Below are 17,897 nucleotides of genomic sequence, written 5' to 3'. Positions count from 1 at the left end.
GCGCCAATCGCGCGGCTCATCACCCCCATACTACCCGGAGCCGCTCCGGTTCCGGGCGCGCTCACCCAAAGGTGGTACGACGACGCGCGCGGCGCGCAGCGCCGCGCGGGGAACCCTCCCCCTGCCACTAAGCGCAATGCGTGGCGATATACTCGCGCACCGCTTCCGGATCGGCGGGAACCTGGGTTGCACGCTGCGGGAGGGCGAGCAGCCCGGCCAGGCGTTCCTCCAGGCCATCGGCCACATCCCCGACCGCTTCGCGCACGGTATGCGCGAATTTCTCCGGGCGGGCGGTTTCCATGGCGAGCACAGGGACCGCACCGTCGCTCAGGCGGCGGGCCACCGTGACCGCGTCCGCGGTATGCGGGTCAATGAGGATCCCGCTGGTCTGGTAGGTCCATTCAATAGCGGCCAGGCGGTCCGCATGGTGGGATGAGGAGGCCGCGAAACCGAATGTCTCCCCGAATTCCGGCAGATAATCGCGCATATCCAAGGTCCCGGTGGCGCCCAGCTGCTCCCAGGCGGCCGGGAAATCCTCCCCCAGCACCTGCCAGATGAAACGCTCCACATTGGAGGCCTTGGAAATATCCATGGAGGGGCTGGAGGTGGCGAAGGTGTGCTCGCGCGAGCGCGGGGTATAGCGCCCGGTGGTGAAGAATTCTTCCAGCACATTATTTTCGTTGGTGGCCAGCAGCAGGCGGCGGATGGGCAGACCCATGCAACGAGCCAGGTGGCCGGCGTAAATATTGCCGAAGTTACCCGAGGGCACACAGAAATCCACCTGGGTGGCATCAGCGCCCGCATCGCCAGCTCCGGCCCCCGCCCCGCCGGCCCCGGCACCTGCCCCGCCGGCCCCACCGGAAGCGGGAGCGGACGCCGCGGCAGCGGCGGCGTCGTCGTTCAAAGCCTGCGAAAAAGTTCCATCGGTATAACGCAACCACGCCCAGAAGTAGTAGACGATCTGCGCGGCGATCCGCCCGAAGTTGATGGAATTGACCGCGCCGATGCGGTAGCGGGTTTTGAAATCGATATCCGAGCTGAGGGTTTTGACGATGTCTTGGCAGTCGTCGAAAACGCCATCGACAACGAGGTTGTGGATATTGGCGTCCTGGAGGGAATACATTTGGGCGCGCTGCACCGCGGACATGCGCCCGCGCGGGGACAGCATCACCACCCGCACGCCCGGCTGGCCGCGGAACGCGTATTCCGCCGAGGAGCCAGTATCCCCCGAAGTGGCGCCCAGGATGGTGAGGTCGCGGCCGGTGGCGGCCAGCACATAAGGAATGGCCTGGCCCAGGAATTGCATGGCGAGATCCTTGAAAGCCATGGTCGGGCCTTCGGATAGGCCCACCAGCACCAGGGTATTATCCACGCGGCGCAGCGGCACCCCGCCCGGGAAATTCTGCGAGCTATAGGCGGCCGCGGTGAGGCGCGCGAGGTCCGCGGTGGGAATATCGGTGGCGTACAGGCCAATAATCGCGGCGGCCAGCTCCGGGTAGCTCAGGGTGCGCCAGGCTTCGAGCTGGGCGGCGCTCACCTGCGGGATGCTAGCGGGCACCACCAGGCCGCCGTCCGGGGCCAGGCCGTCGAGCAGAATATCGGTGAAAGAAGCCGGTTCCATCCCGGAACGCGTGGAGATGAACTGCATGCTCGCCTTTCGCTGAGGGTGGGCGCGGGGAAGAAGGCCGCTCTCCCATCATAGTGGCTCCCGGCTGCGCGCAATACGGGCGGCCGCTGTAGTGCTGGCGCATGGCCCGGAGCAGGCCGCCCGGCGCGCCCAGCCGCCCGCGAACGGCTCTTCACATTCTCTTCACGAAGCCTCCAGGAAGTCTCCAGTAAGCTGAGAAAAGCTACTACCTATCAGAAATTTTCCCGAAGACGTGAAAGGTACCCGGTAGTGACCTTAGCTGGACGCGCGTGGCGTTACGTCGCCCGAAAACATATTCGTACCCTGCTTCTTTTCGTCATTATCACGGCGGTGGTGACCGTGCTGGTTTCGGCCGCGGCGGTGCGAACAGCCTCAGCCGCCGCGGGCCGCGAAGCAGAACGCACCCTGGGCTCCGGTTTTGTGCTGGAGAACTCCCCCTATAATTCCGGCACTCCGCGCGGGGGCGGCACCGTCAAACCCGCGGACGTGGAGCGGATCGCCGCCCTACCCGGGGTGGATCGCTACACCGCGCGCCAGGATGTGACCGCGGATCTGGTGGGCGCCAAGGTGGCCCGGCTGGACCGCCAGGAATATGACGCCAAGCGCGAGGCGCAGCTCGGCAACGCGGTGAGCGTGCGCGGGGTGAGTTCCAGCGCGGATGAAACGAATATTCGCAGCGGCACCCTGGAGCTGGTGGCCGGGCGGCATATTACCCGCGAAGATAAAAATAAGGCGATTATTCACGAGGACTTAGCGCGGCTCAACGGCCTGACCGTGGGCTCGAAACTCACCCTGCGCGGGAACCCCTACGATTACGACAATACGAAGAAATCCACCGCGGAAGTCACCGTGGAAATCGTGGGGCTGGTGCGCGGGGATAATCCGCAGCCGGCCGCGCGCCGCCTCGAACTTTTCGCCAACGCGGTCTACACAGACCTCGCCACCACCCGCGCGCTGTACGCCTACACCCCGGAAACCGAGATCTACCAGGACACCACTTTCTTCGTGGCCGAGGGCGCCGATAGCGAAACGGTCATGAACGAGGCGCGCGGCCTGCCCATCGATTGGCGCAACTATCAACTCACCCGCACCTCCCAGCTGCTCACCGGAATTACCGGCGCGGTGGCCGGGGTGCAGAGCGTCATGACCGGCGCGATTATCACGACGACGCTCCTCGCCCTCGCGCTTCTCAGCCTGGTCCTGGTGCTCTGGCTGCGCGAACGCCGCCGCGAAACCGGAGTGCTGCTCGCTATCGGCACCTCGAAAGCGAAGATTCTGGGCCAGTACCTGGTGGAGCTGCTCTTTATTACTATTCCGGCGGCGGCGTGCGGGGTGGCGCTCAGCACCGTGGTCGCCCAGCGGATGGGGACCAGCGTGCTGGCCTCGGTGAAGAAATCCGGGATGGAGGAGCTCACTTCGCAGGCACCGCTCGGGGGCGGGGTGGATGTCACCACGGCCACCCGAACCTTGGATGATCTTGCGGTCCAGTTGAGTGCGGGTACGACGACGCTCGCTCTGGCCCTCACCCTCGCCGTGTTTATCGGGGCAACCGTGCTGGCGGCTCTCCCCATGCTGCGCACTTCCCCGCGCAAGCTGCTGGTGAGTGCGGCATGAGTGGGGTGACTCCCGAAAGTGGGCACGTGGGTGATGGTGCGCGAATCGGCGATGGAACGCGAGTGCGCGATAGCGAGCCACAGGGGACTCAGCTCCCCGCACCCATGAGCGCGGGGACGCGCGCCGGGCTCGCGCTGCGGCGCCGCCCGGTCCGCAATGTGCTGCTTTTCGTGGTTATTAGCGTGATTTTTACGGCGCTGGTGGCGCAGGCCGGGGTGCGCGGGGCCATGGGCCAGCTGCGCACCGCCATTGATGCCCAAGTGGGAGCCGGGTTCGTGGCGAGCGCGCCGGCTGCTGTACCCAGTGATGCGGGTGATGCGGGTGGCGCTGTCCCAAGCGATAACCCAAACACCAATCCCGCCGATAATCCGCTGACCCAAGCCGCACCCACCCTGACTCCGGTCCAGGCCAGCCAGCTCGCGGCGCTGCCCGGCGTGGCTAGCACGACCACCGAGCAAGATATTCTGGCCACTCCGGTAGGCGCCCAGGCCGTGGCCACCGCGGGCGGGGTGCAGCTGGATGCAGACGTCATGGGCGCGGTGACCGTGACCGCAAGCTCGGATCCGGCGCGATTCCCGGCTTTCGCGGCCAAGCTCTACCGGCTCACGTCCGGACAGATGAACAGCGGCGCAGAACCGGGCGCCCTCATTCACCGTGATTTCGCCGAGGCGAACGGCTTGCGAGTCGGTGATGAACTGCGGCTGCGCGGCCCTGCCGGTGAGGTCACCCGCCAGGTCACCGGGATTTTTGACGGCACCACCCCGAATCCGTCTGGACTGCCGACGAGCGCGGCCGCGAATCGCATCCTTGTGGACAGCGCGGCCGGGCGCGAGCTCAGCGGGGACGCGGGTGCCACCCGGGTGCGGTGTTTCACCGCGAGCGCGAGCGAGTTACCCGCGAGCCTGGCCGCGGCCCGCGCCGCGCTTCCCGATCTCACTTACGAGCACAATGCCGCGAGTTTCACCGGGGTGCTGCGCGCGGTGGATAACGTGGAGGGACTGTTGAGTGCACTGCTCAGCGGTGCCTGTGCGGCCGGCGTGGTGATTGCCGCGGCAGTGTTGGCCCTGTGGGTGCGCGGGCGTATGCGGGAAATTGGGGTGCTGCTTTCGCTCGGGCAGCGGCGCCGCGTGATTGCCGGCGGTTTCGCGCTTGAGCTGGGCGCGCTGGCGCTGGCTGGCGGCGTCGTCGCTATTCTTGCGGGACGCCAGCTCACCGCGCTGGTGGGGCGGGCCGTTGTGGATGGTGCGGCGCCGGGCGCGCTGGCCGGTTTGCCTCCGGTGGCGGTGAGCGGCGCGGATATTGCGTGGGCGCTAGGTGTTGGCGCCGGGATTCTTGCCGTGGCGCTGGCTATTGCGCTGTTTCCAATCATGCGCCGGTCTCCCCGGCAGATTCTTTCGTCACTGAGTTAGGAAAAATTATGAATGTTATGGAACTTGATCACGTGAGTTACAGCTACCCGGGTAGCGGCGCGAAGGTGCTGACCGATGTGTGCGCGGGTTTTGAGCCGGGTACGGTTACGGCGCTGCTGGGTGCTTCGGGGGCCGGGAAATCGACGCTGTTGAGTTTGCTGGCGGGTCTGGATACGCCCACGAAGGGCGCGGTGCTTTTTGAGGGCGTGGATATTGCGACGACGGGCTACGCCCATCACCGCCGCGCCCATATTTCGCTGGTGTTCCAGAATTACAATCTCATTGATTACTTGACGCCGCTGGAGAATGTGCGGCTGGTGGATCGGCGGGCGGATAGTTCCGTGCTGCTGGAGCTGGGGTTGAGTGAGGACGAGATTCACCGTAATGTGCTGCGGCTTTCCGGTGGGCAGCAGCAGCGGGTGGCGATTGCGCGGGCGCTGGCCTCCCCCGCGCCGGTGATTCTTGCGGACGAGCCGACGGGGAACCTTGATGAGGACACCGCGCGCGGCGTGGTCCAGATTTTGCACGACGCCGCACATCTGCACGGCAAGTGCGTCATTCTTGTCACGCACTCCGCGGATATTGCCCGCGGCGCGGATCGCGTTCTCACGCTCTCCCACCGGCGCCTCACCGAGCGCACGGCTGTGCGCTAAGCGGGCGAGATGCGGGCAGGGAGCGACCAAGGCTGAGGCGTGTATTCCGCAGCTGATGGGAATTTCCTAGCAAGCTGTGCGCATCCGTTGCGGAATAACGCGTTCTGTGAGCCCGAAGTGCGCGTGGGCTTCGGTCGCGGTGAAAGAAAGCAAGGCTTCATCACCGAGCGGCGTGAATTCACCGCGGGTAGGCGTTATGTTATCGGCCTTGAGTAGCTCTGCGGCTACCGCGCGGCCGAGCATGACGGGAACGGAGTTTCCGATTTCTCTGAAGCCGTTCCACTTGGTTACGTGAAATCTGAACCAATCCGGGTAGCCGTGCAAGCGTGCTGCTTCCCGCACTGTGATTACCCGAGGATGGACGGGATGAATAGGGCGGGGAGCTGTGTGCGCACCGCGATCTGAGGCGGTACCGGCACGCAAGGTATTGCAGATTCCTTCGGGGTGAAGCCGAAGGAATCTGCTGATGCGTTCGGTTGTTCCGGGAAGAGTAGCAGTGAAGCGATCAATTGATTTCTGGGTGTGAACTGTTCGCGCGGATGCGGTAAGCCGGTTACCCACAGATGGGCGAGGCCGGGCGTAATTCCTCGGATCTTGCGCAATACCGCGCAGGATTTCCGCGTAGGGGCTTGGTTCCGAGTATTCAACGCTCTCCTCCGAGTCACCGCGCAGCAACTCCTCAAAAGCATCTGCGTCGGGTAGATCTGCAAGAGCATCACTGACGCAGGGCCCCAAAGGGAGCAGACTCCCTTCCGGAAGTGAACCATCGATACGGCGTGGCGTATACCGTGGGCTTGGGTAGCTGGGGCGCGGGCAGTCCTGCCGATAGCCCAATAAGAAGAGCCTTTTGCGGGATTGTGGAACACCAAAATCTGCTGCTTGAAGCACTGATACCGGCTCCACAATCCGGTAGTCCCCACGAGAGATAAATAGTGCGACAACTTCGTCAAGGAGCTGCCGGTGCGAGCCGACGGTTAGCCCCGCAACGTTTTCCATAACAAAGTAGCGCGGGCGCAATTCCAGGACTAAACGGACAAATTCCTTGAGGAGGGAATTACGTTCATCATCCAAAGCGCGTTTGCCTATCAGTGAGATCCCCTGGCAGGGTGGACCTCCCGCCACGAGGTGAATCTCTTGGTCCTGAATATCTGATTCGCAGCGAATCATAACGCCGCTGACCTTACGCACGTCCGCGCAGAATGTTTTGCCGTAGGGGAAATTAAATTCGTGAACGGCAGCGTGGATCGGATCGTATTCAACAGACGCGACAACGTCATACCCGGCTTGCGCAAGGCCGAGAGAAAGCCCGCCGGCACCCGAAAAGAGGTCCACAGCAATGGGACGACGAATACTCTGTGACATGCTCAAAGCTTATGGGTGGCCTACGACAGAATTTTAGAGCAGAAGGAAGCTTCCATGACCGTATCCGCCCATGGTAGCCTGACCATCGAAGACCCCGGAACTATACCTAGACTCGGCTAAACCGCCGGGGTTACGGCTTTCCACGATCCGCACATACCTGAAACAGGGTAATAGATCAGGCTAGGAGTCGGAATGGCTAAATGGCAGCCGAGGCAAATTGGAAGAGGGCTAACCATACTCCTCGGGGTCGTTGTTACACTATGCGGCTGCTCAGGCAACGAAACCACTTTGCACTCGGAAAAGCTCATAAACTGGACAAAGTACGAGGTTACAGATTCACACGAGCTGACTTTCACCGCTATCACGGGTGACCCCAAATGTTTCAAGTTGCGCACCGTCGCCAAGGAAACTGATGGACGCATTGAGGTGGCAGTTATCGAGGGAATACCGCCGAATGCTCCACAACACTGCACGGCTGTGGGGAGGATCGAAAAGGTCATTGTTAAAACTGAAGCTCCAGCGTTAAATCTGGATGTTCGCGCTTTACCAGCAGAAGAAGTCCAGCTGAATCCCTGACTCCCGAAAAGCGGACTTCGGTAAATGAACAGAAACGTGGTGTGGGTATTTATCAGTCAGAGTGGTGGAGCTAAGGGGATTCGAACCCCTGACCTTCTCATTGCGAACGAGACGCGCTACCAACTGCGCCATAGCCCCAAAGACCTGATTAGTTTAGCACCCGAACGGCCCGGAATGAAATCTCGGGGAGTGGTTCCCATTACACCACTCCCCGATCTTCCGTTCTCAGTTAGTACCCGCGGCGCGGCAGTTCAGCAGTCAGCCAGACCGATCCAGCCGGCCACAGCTACGCGCGGCGCTTGCGCAGCAGCTCGTCCAAAGCGGCCCCACCCGCGAGGCCATCATGCGCAGGTGCAGCCGTCTGTGCGGGAGGCACTGCGGCTTCAGCCTTCGGTGCCGTCGCGCTACTTTGCGAAGCAGCTTGGCCCGCAGGCGCTGCCGCTGCCGATACCGCCACTCCCTGCGCTACAGCATCCACGAAAGTCACCCGCTCGCCGATCTCCTTGGGGCGGTAGGGTACCGGAGCTACCGGGGCTTCAGGAGCCTGGTAGGGCGCTACCGTGCGCTGTTGGATCTGCGGCTTGAGCGTATAACTGGGCAGCTGGCGGCGCGGAACCGCCCCTGCCACGAAACGCTTGGGAAGCTTCTCCGCTTGTTCGCGCTGCGAACCAGCAATAGGAGCGAAATCTTCCGCGGCAATAATCCCTTGCTCAAGGGTCACCGAAATGCCGGAACGGCGCTTAGGCGCCCGCGCCCCCGCGTTCCGGCTCCGTGCTTTTCCCGGGTTCACCCCGGCCTCATATTCCTTGGCGTTCGCGGCCTGAGCATCGCGAGCTTCGCCAGCGTCACCGTCACGAGCATCGCCAGCAGCGCCAGCTTCTCCTTCGCTAGTCGCATCTGCGCCGCCGGTGGCCGCGGAGGCGGCCGTCGGCGTGGTGGCCGCACTACCGCTCGCTGCGCTACCGCTCCCCGAGCTCGCGCTCGCGACGCTCCGGCTGAGATCAGCACTCCGCCCCAGGTCCGCGCTCCGGCTCGCATCAGCCGTCAGAGCCCCGAGGTCATCACTTCCCAGGGCCGCGCTAGCTGCACTCAAAGCCGAATGCGCGGAAGCAGCCGAGACCGCCGAACGCCCGGGGCGCGGGCGAGCCGGGCGGCGCGAATGGCGCTGCGCCCCGCGGGTCTTCCGGATACCAAGTTCCTCGGTGAGCTCGGCAATATCCTCACGGTCACGAGCGGTTGCCTTCCCCATTTCACTGAGAAGGTAGCCGAAGCCCGCCCCGTACAGCACCCCGATGCCCAGAGCAACGTAGAAAATCCAACGTGGCATCGTCGTCGTAAAAGCAAGAGCGCCGAGCACCACAATAAGCAAGCCTAAAGCGCCCGCGACCACAAAACCGCGCTGCCGATTCGCCGCGCGTTGGGAAATACGTGCCTTACGGCGCGCGCGTTCCCGCGCCAGGGTGCGCACATTACGCCCCGCGCTGGGTGGAAGAATATCGCGTTCGTCGTTCTCTGCCATGATGACCTCCGGCTTCCGGAAAAAAATGGCCCCGGTTGGCCCGCCAGTTTCCACGCCCGCCGTTCCGTCCGGCAGCGCGAGGGTGCGTAGCTGGGGTGAATAGCGTTCGTCGATGCGCACATCCGCGAGGATGACGCGCCGCCGATACACACCAGGGATGACATAGACCATGAGCAGCACAACCACTGCCATCAACGCGTATCCCTGGAATCCCACACAGCCACTTTAACCAATCGTGGGGCGCTCAGGCAGGGACGCGCCGTTACTTTCGTAGAGAGAATAACAACGGTGTGATTCGTGGGACGGATGGGGTTGTTGAGCTGGGCTATCCCTTCAAGCTGGGCCTACCCGTTGAGAATCATGCACTCCAATTCGTCGCCGATGCCCACGCTTTCCTTATCCGCGGGCACCACCGCGAGCCCGTTCGATTTCGCGAAATTCGCCAGCGAGAGCAGTTCCACATCCCCCACCGGGTCAAATTCGTAGCCGGCGCGCGGATCGCCGTACACCTGCACCCGCACGTAATCTTGCACGCCGGGCCGGGAGAGCAGCCCGCGCGCCGCCCGAGCCCGAATGGAGCGCGGGGTCACATGCTTGTAGCCGGCCATTTTCCGCAGCGAGGGGCGCACAAATACCTCGAAGCACACCAGCGCGGCCACCGGGTTGCCCGGCAGGCAGAACATGAGTGCCGAATTTGCGCCGTCGCCCCCGATGGTACCCACCCCGACGTGCCGGCCCGGATTCATAGCGACGGCGTCGAACCGCATCGAACCGAGCGGGGACAGGACCTCTTTGAGGGTATCTCCACCCCCGTAACTCAAACCGCCGGTGGTGAGGATAACGTCGGCGCGCAACAGCTGGTCTTCCAAAGACTCGCGCAAGAGATGCCGGTCATCGGAAACCGCCGGTACGCGGTACGCAACCGCCCCGGCGTTACGTACCGCGGTGGCAAGCGCGTGCGAATTCGCGTCGTAAATCTTTCCGTTACCCAAAGCTTTTCCGGGCGCCACCAGTTCATCGCCCACAGACATCACGACGACGCGCGGCGCCGGCCGCACCCGCACCCGGTCGCGCCCGGCCGCCGCCAGCAAGGCAATATGCCGCGCCCCGATACGGGTGCCTTCCTCCAGAATCGTGGTGCCGGCCCGCAGGTCCTCACCCTGCGCGCGCACATTCTCCCCGGGGGCCACCCGCGCCGTAATATCCACCTGCGCTTCCCCGTGATCTGTATCGATAAGGGGAACAACGGCGTCCGCGCCCGTGGGCATCCGCGCCCCGGAGGCGATGCGAGCCGCCGCGCCGGGAGTGTGGGCGATGCGGTCGGTGGTGACGGCGAAAATATCATCGGTGACCGGGAAATGCGCCGGGCGGGCGGGTTCGGCACCGAAAGTTTCGTCCGCGCGCACCGCGTACCCATCCAGAGCCGCCAGGTCGGTGTGAGGAACATCAACAGTTGCGACAACGTTTTCGGCAAGAATACAGCCCATCGCGTCGGCAAGCTCCACATCGAGAGCCTCCAAAGGCTGGGCGACCTTTAAGAATTCATCGAGTTGCTCGGCTACTGTTTTCACGTATTCCTCCTCGGTACACAGCACAGCGTACCGGTTTGGGGGCCTGCCGGCGCTCACGCCGCGCGCGGACCTTGACTCCAAACCACAAGGGCCTTACTCCTAGCGGGCATCCAGCACCTCGTGCCACACTGGTGCCATGACCGACCACACCATATCTCTTCCTGATGTCTCCGCGATGGCGGTGCCGGAAGCCAAACAAGCCTTGCGCGCAACGGTGCGCGCGGCTCGAGCTAAGCGCACGCCCGCCGCCCGTGAGGAAGCCGAAGCCCGCTGGGTCACCACCGCACTGGATTTCCTCGGCACCGCCACCACGGTTGCCGGCTATATTTCCGTCAATAACGAACCGGGCACCCGGGCGCTGTGCGATGCCATTGTGGCCAGCGGGCGCACGCTTCTTGTTCCCAAGCTCGGCCCCGGGCTCACCCGCCAGTGGGCGCGCTACACCGGCGCGGAGAATCTTACCGACCAGGCACCCGGCCGCCCGCCCGCACCCCGGGGCGAAGCCCTCGATTCCACGGTGTTGCGCCAGGTCGACGCCGCTTTTATCCCCGCGCTGCTCGTCAATCACGACGGCGTGCGCCTGGGCCAGGGCGGGGGCTGGTATGACCGCGTGCTCAAGCAGCTCGATAGCGCCACCCCGGTCGGTGCCCTGATATGGCCCGAAGAATACGTGCACACGCCCCTCCCCCACGATGAGATGGACGTGCCGGTGCGCTACGTGCTCCTCCCCGAAACCGTGGTGGACCTGGGCGGACATTCTCCCCTGCACTAGGGTTGCGGGCGACTTCCCCGAGGGGCACCTGTCACGCGCTAGAATAATGCGCCGTACGGCTTGTGCCGGCCGCCCCTCGGCTCGGCCACCGGCCCGGAAAGGAAGAACGTGCCTACCTACAGTTACCGTTGTGACAATTGCGGTCACCATTTTGATGCGCACCAGTCGATGACAGCCGCCGCCCTGGTCACGTGCCCGGAGTGCGGGAAAGACGCATTGCGGAAGGTAATGGCAGGGATTAGCGCAATCGTATTCAAGGGCTCGGGTTTCTACCACAATGACTCGCGTTCTTCGGGTGGGAGCTCCACGCAGAACTAAGTACGACGGCGCAGCTCGGTTTATCCCCAGCTTCGTGAAACGCTGCCGGTATCCACAGGCGGGCCCACTTCTGGTTTGCGGCTGAGTGTTCCTCGCTAGCCTCGGGCTATGACTGGTATCCACACGCGGCTGTGGCGGGCACGCCATCTGCTGCTGGCCGGGGTTGCCCTCCTGGCTTTTTTCACTATTCTTCAGGCCATTGAGCGCCGCTACCCGGAAACCGGGCAGGTCTTGGTCGCGCGCCGTAATCTACCGGCCGGGCATGTGCTGAGCGGGCGTGATGTGGAGGCGCGCACCGTGGCCCGGGATCTTATTCCGGAGAATGCGCTTTTTTCGGTAGCTGAGGCCAGCGGGCAGCGCCTGGCTGCTAATATCCCGGCCGGGTATCCCCTGGCCCGCGGGGTGCTGCTCTCCCAAGAATTTTTACGCGATCCGCCCGCCGGGCACGTGGTGGTGGCGGTGCGGGTGGCTTCCGATGGGACCGGGAGTTTTATTGAGCCGGGTAATTTTATTGGCTTATATGCGCCGGCCCCGGAACATAGTACGGAGGCCGGAGCGGTCCGGGTGGTGGAACGTGCCGCGGTGGTGGGAATCGGGGAAGAGGACAAGAATGCTGGCATGCTCTCCGAGGGTGTCACATATCGAGTGCTCTACCTGGTTGTTCGCGAAAAAGACGCTAATCTTATCGTGGGCTATGCTGCCGCGGATTCTTTGCGGGCAGTGCTGGTAGCCCCTCCATAGTTTCTGTCGCCGGGGTGGTCCCGGTGGCGCTCCGCGCGAAAGGATGGAAGGTGCTCGCGGGTTTCAAGAAATTCATTATGCAGGGTAACGTCATGGACCTCGCCGTCGGTGTTATCGTCGGTGCGGCTTTCTCAGCCGTGGTGAAGTCCCTGACGGACCATATTCTCATGCCGCTTATCGCCGCGATTTTCGGGCAGCCGAATTTTGACGGTAATTTTGTGTGGCACCTGGGTGGGGGCGAAATCCAATTCGGGAGCTTCCTCACCGCGGTGGTCAATTTCTTCATCGTGGCTTTCGCGCTGTACTTCTTCCTGGTGCTCCCCATGAATAAGATGCGTGAACGCCACGCCAAGCCGGCCGCGGAGGCCCCGGAAGATCCGCAGCTCATCCTCCTCAAGGAGATCCGTGATGAGCTGCGGGCCAAGCGCGACTAATCTGCGCGATTGATGTGCCCGACTAATCGGCGCGACTAATTTGCACGGCTAATCGGCGTGCCTAATCCGCGCGATTCATCGCTCGACTACGTGCGGTTCTGAACTCGCAGGTTCTGAGCGGGTGCGGAGCTTCGCTGTTTTTCCGGAGTTCGCTACCGCTTAGGGCTTACCGATATTTAGAGCTTGCCGAAGTGGGGCGGGCGTTCGTCGAGAATGCTCTGTTCGTGAGCGGTGCGCGCCACGATATCCCGCGTGCGAATATCGCGTGCGGATACGGCCGCGTCCCGGGGTGCCACGGTGGTGGACCCCGGGACGCTCTTTTTTAACCCAGCTCTTGTGCTAGAAGTCTCCGTGCCTGGCAGCTCTGCTTGCCCCTCCCCGCGTGCGAGGCGCTGGAGAGCTTCGGCGGCGTCCTTGAGTTCGCCGCTTTCCACCCTCCGGGCATCCACTTCGGAAAGGCGCACTACCGCTCGGTGGACGCGTGTTGCCTGCCGAGCACCATCCTCCTGGCTGCTATCTGCCACCTGGCTGTGATCTACCGCCCGGCGGGTGTGTCCGGAATGTGCCTCGCTCGCCACGACCGCGCACCTAATCCTGGGCCAGGCCGGAGCGGCGCACCACGTTACCGAGCACCGCATCGGCCTGGGGCCCGCGGCGGCGAATATCAAGTTCGCTCCGTAGCTCTTCCACTAGCTGCTCAGAAGTACGGGCCACCCCATCGGAGGCAATCCAGGCCACCATGTCATCAAGCTGATCATCCGAGTAGGCGGCCAGCGGCAATCCCGGCCGCACCGCGGGTTTCTTCCCCCGGGCTCGCCGCGATGCTTCCGGATCCGACGCGGAAGTTCCGGCCTGTGCACTGCCGGCCGCGTTACCCGGGGCCGGGGTGTGCGTACCCGAAGTGTTATCTGCGCCCGGTGCGCTGTGCAGGCCATCCGCGCCGCCATCGCCGGGCGATGCTTCCGTGCTTTCCGCGCCGGCCGCACCGGCAGCGCCCGGCATTCCGGCATCCCTAGCATCTGCGTCACCCGCGGCGCCCGTGGCGCCCGATGTGCCGGTTTCACCCGCTTCATCGGCCACGTCCACCGCATCCGCGATGTCCGCACCGAACGCGGGGGTATCTTCAGCCCGGTGGCGCGCGGCGGCCTCATCGCGGCGCACCACCCGCACGAGCGCTTCGATACGGTCCGCCTCAGCTTCCGGATCAAGGAAAATCGAGGAGGAGAAGGTTTGAATCACCTTCCAGCCCAAATCCTCGAGCATCTCAACCCGGTAGCGGTCCCGGCGGCGCAGCGAAGGTTCGGCAACGTAATCGGCGTCGTCGGTCAAAACAGCAACCCGCCAATCGCCTTCGTGTTCGGCAACAACCAGGGGGATGCGCAAGCCGGCATCGTAGCCATAGTAGAGGGCGGTGAAAAGGCCGCGCCCGCGCAGGCGCGCAGCCAGGTCGAAGAGCAACGGGCTGGCCTTGGCCACATCCTCATCCGCCCCGATAAGTAGTTCTTCCCGGGCGGCCGTCTCCAGCAGGGTGGCCAGAAGCCGGGGGGCCGCCCCGGAAAGGTCATCCACCCCAATATCGCCGGGGCCCAGGGAAGAAATTACGCTCATATAGCGGCTGGGAACCAGGAGTGCCTCGCTCAGGTAGCGCGCGCCCTCCGCTTCGGTGAGCGGACCGAAAGTATGAAGGACCCGGCCGTGGACCGTCTTACCGAAGCCCACCGAGAAAATAACCCGGTCGCGTCGCAGCCCGCTCGCCCCGGTAATATCCACCACCGGCACCAGGCTGGACGCGGATTCGCCCGCCTCGGCCAGCGCCGGGCTATTCGCGATGGTACGTTCCACCGCCGCCCGCACGTGCACGGCATGCAAACGTGAAATTGTAATAACCGCGAGGGATTCTTCCGGGCGGGTGAGGAGGTGATCCACCACCGCATCCACCACCGCATCCACTTCCGCGCTGGGGGCTTCCACCATCCCGGTATTCGGGGAGGGCACCCCGCGTCCGTCCACCACCTGCAGGCGGTCCGCCCGGCGCACCCGCCCCGCCGGAGCGGCGCGGTCGGCGTCGTCGTACCCGAGGGTGCGCAAGCAGGCGAGGGCAAGATCATCGTGATGCGCACGGAACGTGGGAAGTTCGCACACCGGAAGCGCATCGGCCAGGGCCGCGAGCGCGCTATCCGCGCCCGCCCGCGCCACGTCACCGAGGACGACGAGCTGCGAGCCGCGCGCCATGAGGGCGACCACCGCGGCGAGGGGAACATCCTCGATACCGTCCAGAATCACCACATCCGCCCAGGGCAGGGTGGGGATAAGCTCCGGGACAAGAGCCGGGGGCACCACCCATACAGGGCGGGCCGCCTGGACCAGCGCGGTTGCTGAAGCGGCCACGTCGGCCAGCGCGCTCACGCCGGCGCGGGCCAGGTAGCGGTCCACCGCCACGGTTTCTTCGCGCTGCTTGCGGGCCACCGATTGCATATGGGTGATCGCGGCGCGCAGCACCGGGCCGGGCAGGCTCTCCACGTGTTCGCGATCCAGGTCCCGCACCGTATGTACGAGCATGGCCAGCTGCTGCGGGCCGGCCTGGGCCAGCACGGTATTCCGGGCGATGAGCTGCTCGAACACAGAGTTGGTGTAGGCCAGGTCGAGTTCGGCGGCCACCGCTTCCCCGCTCACTTCGCGGCGGGCCATATCGCGGGCGAAATCACCCAGGCCGCTGTCCTCGAGGTCGTGGAGCAGGTCAATGCGGCGCGGCTGGGAATCGAGAACCCGGCGCTGGGAGACCAGGGTGCGCACCAGGGCCAGCACGTTTTCGATGGGTTCGCGGCGCAGGCCGGCGCGGTGCGGGAGGAATTCTTCGAGTTCGCGCACCTGCCCGTCCACTTCCGCGGCGGTGGCCCGGATCATCGTCATGCCCTCGGGGAGGGTGGGCCAATCACTTTCCGCGCTGTAGCGGCGCCAAATATCGCGCTGGCGCGCCACTTCGCTCAGGGCTGCGTGCATATCCGCCACCCGGATCCCGGGGCGCACAAAATCGCGGGCCTGCTTGGTCAGGGCGCGGCGCTGGGCACGTTTCATGCTTTCGCCGTGCTCGGCGCGCCATTCATCGCTCGCGGTGGCGATCACCATATCAGCCACCGAGCGCTCATAGACGGCGGGTTTGAAGACCTCGAGGGTATCGGCTATCCCTTCGAGCATCTTGATTTGTTCCATCCACTGGGCCAGGGTCTTCGGGCGGGCCAGGCCGGTTTCCCCGGCCACCCGCTGGGATTGCTCCATGACCAGAGGAAGGGTTTCGGTGGCCATGCGGGTCACGGTGGAGAAGGCGCGGGCGGCATCGTCCTCCGTACGCACCTGCGCGCGCAACCATTCGGAATTCCCGCCCCCGCTAAAAGCCCCGGCGCGGCTCGCCTCTGCCAGCCGTTCGAGCACCGCCTCGCGATCCTCACGCACCCGGGCCGCGGCGGTGGCATCCAGGCGCACCTTGGTGGCCGGGCCCTGGGGCTGGGCGGCGAGCTCAGCCAAATGTTCAAGCACGTCATATACCGAGGTATTCCACACCGGATCGACGGCGTGCAGGGCGTTCACGTACCCGCGCAGGCTGCGGCGCGCCGCCTTGAGATCGCGGCGCACGGCCAGGGTGCGTTCTTCGTCGATCTGCGGAAACTTTTGGCGCAGGCCCTGGCGCAACCGCAAAGCCGCACCGTTAATATCGGAAAGATCAATGAGTAGTTCACCCACGCCGAGCTCAGCGGCCCGCGCGGTCACCGCCGCGCGCCGCGCCCGGGTGCCGGGAATATAGAGGACGGAGCGGCTGGATGCGGCTGCGTCCGCGGCAATCGCGACCAGGGTGGTGACGTCCGCGCTTCCCGGCGGGGTATCAATCACGACGTCGCGGCCAGTTGCCACGGCTTCCACCGCGGCAAGTTCGGCCACATCCAAATCGCCCACCCCGCGTTCACCTTCGGGGGCCCGGTCACGTTTTTCGGCCGGCGGCAGCGGAGCGCTGGTGAGCTGGTGGGTTCCGCGATCCCCGGCAATTGCCGCGAGCACTCCGGAACGAATCATGACAGGGCGCAACAGCTCCGCGTCGGTAATCGCGCGCGCCGCCGGATCGGCAAACATCCCCAGCAGCACCTGCGGGCGGTAAGAAGCCCCGGGCAGATAGAGATGCGATAGGCGCCGCACCCGGGTAATAAGTTCATCTTCGGTGGCCCGCTCCACCCGGGTAAGCTGGGCCAATTCGCGCACCGGGGCGCCGTGCTGGCGCAGCGCGCTCACAATATCCGGATTGACGGACAGGGCCGGGGTGGTTTGGATAAGGGCATCGGTGCCCACATCCTCCACCTGCAGCAGGCGGTACACAATCGGCACGCTCACTTCGCGCACCTGCCGGGTTTCTTCGCTGTTGGGAGCGGCGGGCTGCTCGAGCGACTCCTCGAATCCGACCGAATCTTCCCCGAGGGCTGCCCCTGCACCGTTCGCACCAGAACCGCCGGCCGCCCCGTGCGCAGCGGCTTCCTCCGCGCAGGCCCGCATCGCTTCCGGGTCGAGCTTGAGTTCGCCGGTGTCCTCATAGCCGGGCTCCAGCTCGTCACTGGGCCGGCGCGGCGGAAGCTCCGTCCACGTCAAGTTGCCGCTGGCCAGCTGAATCGGGGCGTACCCGTATTCTTCCGCGGCACGCGCCACCTGGTCTCGCAGGGTACGCCAGGTAGCGAGGGCCTCCTGCTGGCTGCGCTCCTCTCGAATAAGCGAGGTGAGGCGGGTGGGCGCCCCGGAAGAAAACTGCGCTCCCCCGGTCGGATGCGGATGGGTGAGATCGATGCACACCCGCGCGGCCACATTCTCCGCCGCGCGCTCGGCCCGCGCGGCCAGCTCCTCCTGCCAAGCCGCATAAGCTCGCGACACAAGCTCTTCGCGCTGCGGGGCGGGAAGCGGCGCGGGATGTTCCTCCGCCGCTTCCGCTGTACTGCTGTCACTTTCGGTTCCGTGCTGCGCGGCTGCGGTTTCCGGGGCGCCGTGCGCTGCGACGCCGCTAGCGCCGGCCTGCGGTGCCTGCTGAGCTGGAGTGGCGGAATTTCCGGCGGCTTCCGCGCTGGCGGCGGACGCGGCCGGTGCCGGGGCCGGTGAGGAAGCGACGGGCGTATCTTGCCCGGGTTCTGCGGGGTCACGGTCGCCCGCGGGCACCGCGGCGGCCTCGGGAACCGCGGCGGTATCACGAGAAAGAGATTCACGAGCCGAATGCCGGCGAGATGAGCGTCTGAAGAGAGGAGTCACGACCTT

14 protein-coding genes and 1 tRNA gene are annotated in these 17,897 nt (G+C 64.7%); 8 read left to right on the top strand and 7 right to left on the bottom strand.

Annotation, left to right across the window (positions count from 1 at the left end; translation table 11 throughout):
* Window positions 1–127: 127 nt before the first annotated feature.
* Window positions 128–1,648, bottom strand: coding sequence for a threonine synthase (locus tag ACRQHG_RS00130; RefSeq protein ID WP_435713137.1), 1,521 nt, complete (start codon window positions 1,646–1,648; stop codon window positions 128–130).
* 249 nt (window positions 1,649–1,897) lie between these two features.
* Between ACRQHG_RS00130 and ACRQHG_RS00125 the strand changes: the two genes are divergently transcribed.
* The 3 genes from ACRQHG_RS00125 (at window position 1,898) to ACRQHG_RS00115 (ending at window position 5,324) form a co-directional block, all read left to right on the top strand.
* Window positions 1,898–3,262: an ABC transporter permease gene (locus ACRQHG_RS00125; protein ID WP_435719296.1), complete on the top strand. Its 1,365-nt coding sequence runs from the start codon at window positions 1,898–1,900 to the stop codon at window positions 3,260–3,262.
* A 62-nt stretch (window positions 3,263–3,324) separates the two neighbouring features.
* Window positions 3,325–4,671 (top strand): FtsX-like permease family protein, encoded by a 1,347-nt coding sequence (locus ACRQHG_RS00120; protein ID WP_435719295.1) that lies wholly within the window; start codon window positions 3,325–3,327, stop codon window positions 4,669–4,671.
* 8 nt (window positions 4,672–4,679) lie between these two features.
* Entirely contained in the window at window positions 4,680–5,324 is a 645-nt protein-coding gene (locus tag ACRQHG_RS00115; protein WP_435713140.1) for an ABC transporter ATP-binding protein, read from the top strand.
* Between the two features lie 66 nt (window positions 5,325–5,390).
* Here the strand turns inward: ACRQHG_RS00115 and ACRQHG_RS00110 are convergent, their stop codons facing one another.
* On the bottom strand, window positions 5,391–6,686 hold the full coding sequence (locus ACRQHG_RS00110; protein WP_435713141.1) for a DNA cytosine methyltransferase: 1,296 nt from the start codon (window positions 6,684–6,686) through the stop codon (window positions 5,391–5,393).
* A 192-nt stretch (window positions 6,687–6,878) separates the two neighbouring features.
* Between ACRQHG_RS00110 and ACRQHG_RS00105 the strand changes: the two genes are divergently transcribed.
* Window positions 6,879–7,262 carry a hypothetical protein gene (locus ACRQHG_RS00105; protein WP_435713142.1) on the top strand — a complete coding sequence of 128 codons (384 nt, stop codon included), beginning with the start codon at window positions 6,879–6,881 and terminating at the stop codon, window positions 7,260–7,262.
* Between the two features lie 62 nt (window positions 7,263–7,324).
* Here ACRQHG_RS00105 and ACRQHG_RS00100 read toward each other — a convergent pair.
* The 3 genes from ACRQHG_RS00100 to ACRQHG_RS00090 all read right to left on the bottom strand — a co-directional run bounded on the left by ACRQHG_RS00100 (window position 7,325) and on the right by ACRQHG_RS00090 (window position 10,352).
* Window positions 7,325–7,400: transfer RNA gene (locus ACRQHG_RS00100), tRNA-Ala, on the bottom strand.
* Window positions 7,401–7,548: 148 nt separating this feature from the next.
* Window positions 7,549–8,997: a hypothetical protein gene (locus ACRQHG_RS00095; protein WP_435713143.1), complete on the bottom strand. Its 1,449-nt coding sequence runs from the start codon at window positions 8,995–8,997 to the stop codon at window positions 7,549–7,551.
* Between the two features lie 128 nt (window positions 8,998–9,125).
* Complete coding sequence (locus ACRQHG_RS00090; RefSeq protein ID WP_284889460.1) at window positions 9,126–10,352, bottom strand: molybdopterin molybdotransferase MoeA; 1,227 nt, start codon at window positions 10,350–10,352, stop codon at window positions 9,126–9,128.
* A 136-nt stretch (window positions 10,353–10,488) separates the two neighbouring features.
* On the opposite strand from ACRQHG_RS00090, the gene ACRQHG_RS00085 reads away from it, so the two are divergent.
* From ACRQHG_RS00085 to mscL, 4 genes are all read left to right on the top strand, one after another.
* Window positions 10,489–11,124, top strand: a complete 636-nt coding sequence (locus ACRQHG_RS00085; RefSeq protein WP_435713144.1) for a 5-formyltetrahydrofolate cyclo-ligase — start codon at window positions 10,489–10,491, stop codon at window positions 11,122–11,124.
* A gap of 108 nt (window positions 11,125–11,232) precedes the next feature.
* On the top strand, window positions 11,233–11,442 hold the full coding sequence (locus ACRQHG_RS00080) for an FmdB family zinc ribbon protein (protein WP_081689984.1): 210 nt from the start codon (window positions 11,233–11,235) through the stop codon (window positions 11,440–11,442).
* 108 nt (window positions 11,443–11,550) lie between these two features.
* Window positions 11,551–12,183, top strand: coding sequence for an SAF domain-containing protein (locus ACRQHG_RS00075; protein WP_435713145.1), 633 nt, complete (start codon window positions 11,551–11,553; stop codon window positions 12,181–12,183).
* Window positions 12,184–12,233: 50 nt separating this feature from the next.
* Window positions 12,234–12,617, top strand: coding sequence for a large conductance mechanosensitive channel protein MscL (gene mscL, locus ACRQHG_RS00070; protein WP_026428418.1), 384 nt, complete (start codon window positions 12,234–12,236; stop codon window positions 12,615–12,617).
* A 176-nt stretch (window positions 12,618–12,793) separates the two neighbouring features.
* On the opposite strand, the gene ACRQHG_RS00065 is transcribed toward mscL, so the two are convergent.
* Entirely contained in the window at window positions 12,794–13,195 is a 402-nt protein-coding gene (locus tag ACRQHG_RS00065) for a hypothetical protein (RefSeq protein ID WP_435713146.1), read from the bottom strand.
* Between the two features lie 10 nt (window positions 13,196–13,205).
* Window positions 13,206–17,891 carry a PDDEXK-like endonuclease domain-containing protein gene (locus tag ACRQHG_RS00060; RefSeq protein WP_435713147.1) on the bottom strand — a complete coding sequence of 1,562 codons (4,686 nt, stop codon included), beginning with the start codon at window positions 17,889–17,891 and terminating at the stop codon, window positions 13,206–13,208.
* Window positions 17,892–17,897 lie beyond the last annotated feature (6 nt).

The organism is Actinotignum vesiculae (assembly GCF_051267215.1).
Taxonomy (GTDB): Bacteria; Actinomycetota; Actinomycetes; order Actinomycetales; family Actinomycetaceae; genus Actinotignum; species Actinotignum schaalii.
Note: the sequence above shows the minus strand (reverse complement) of the source record. Positions and strands in the feature narration are given on the sequence as shown.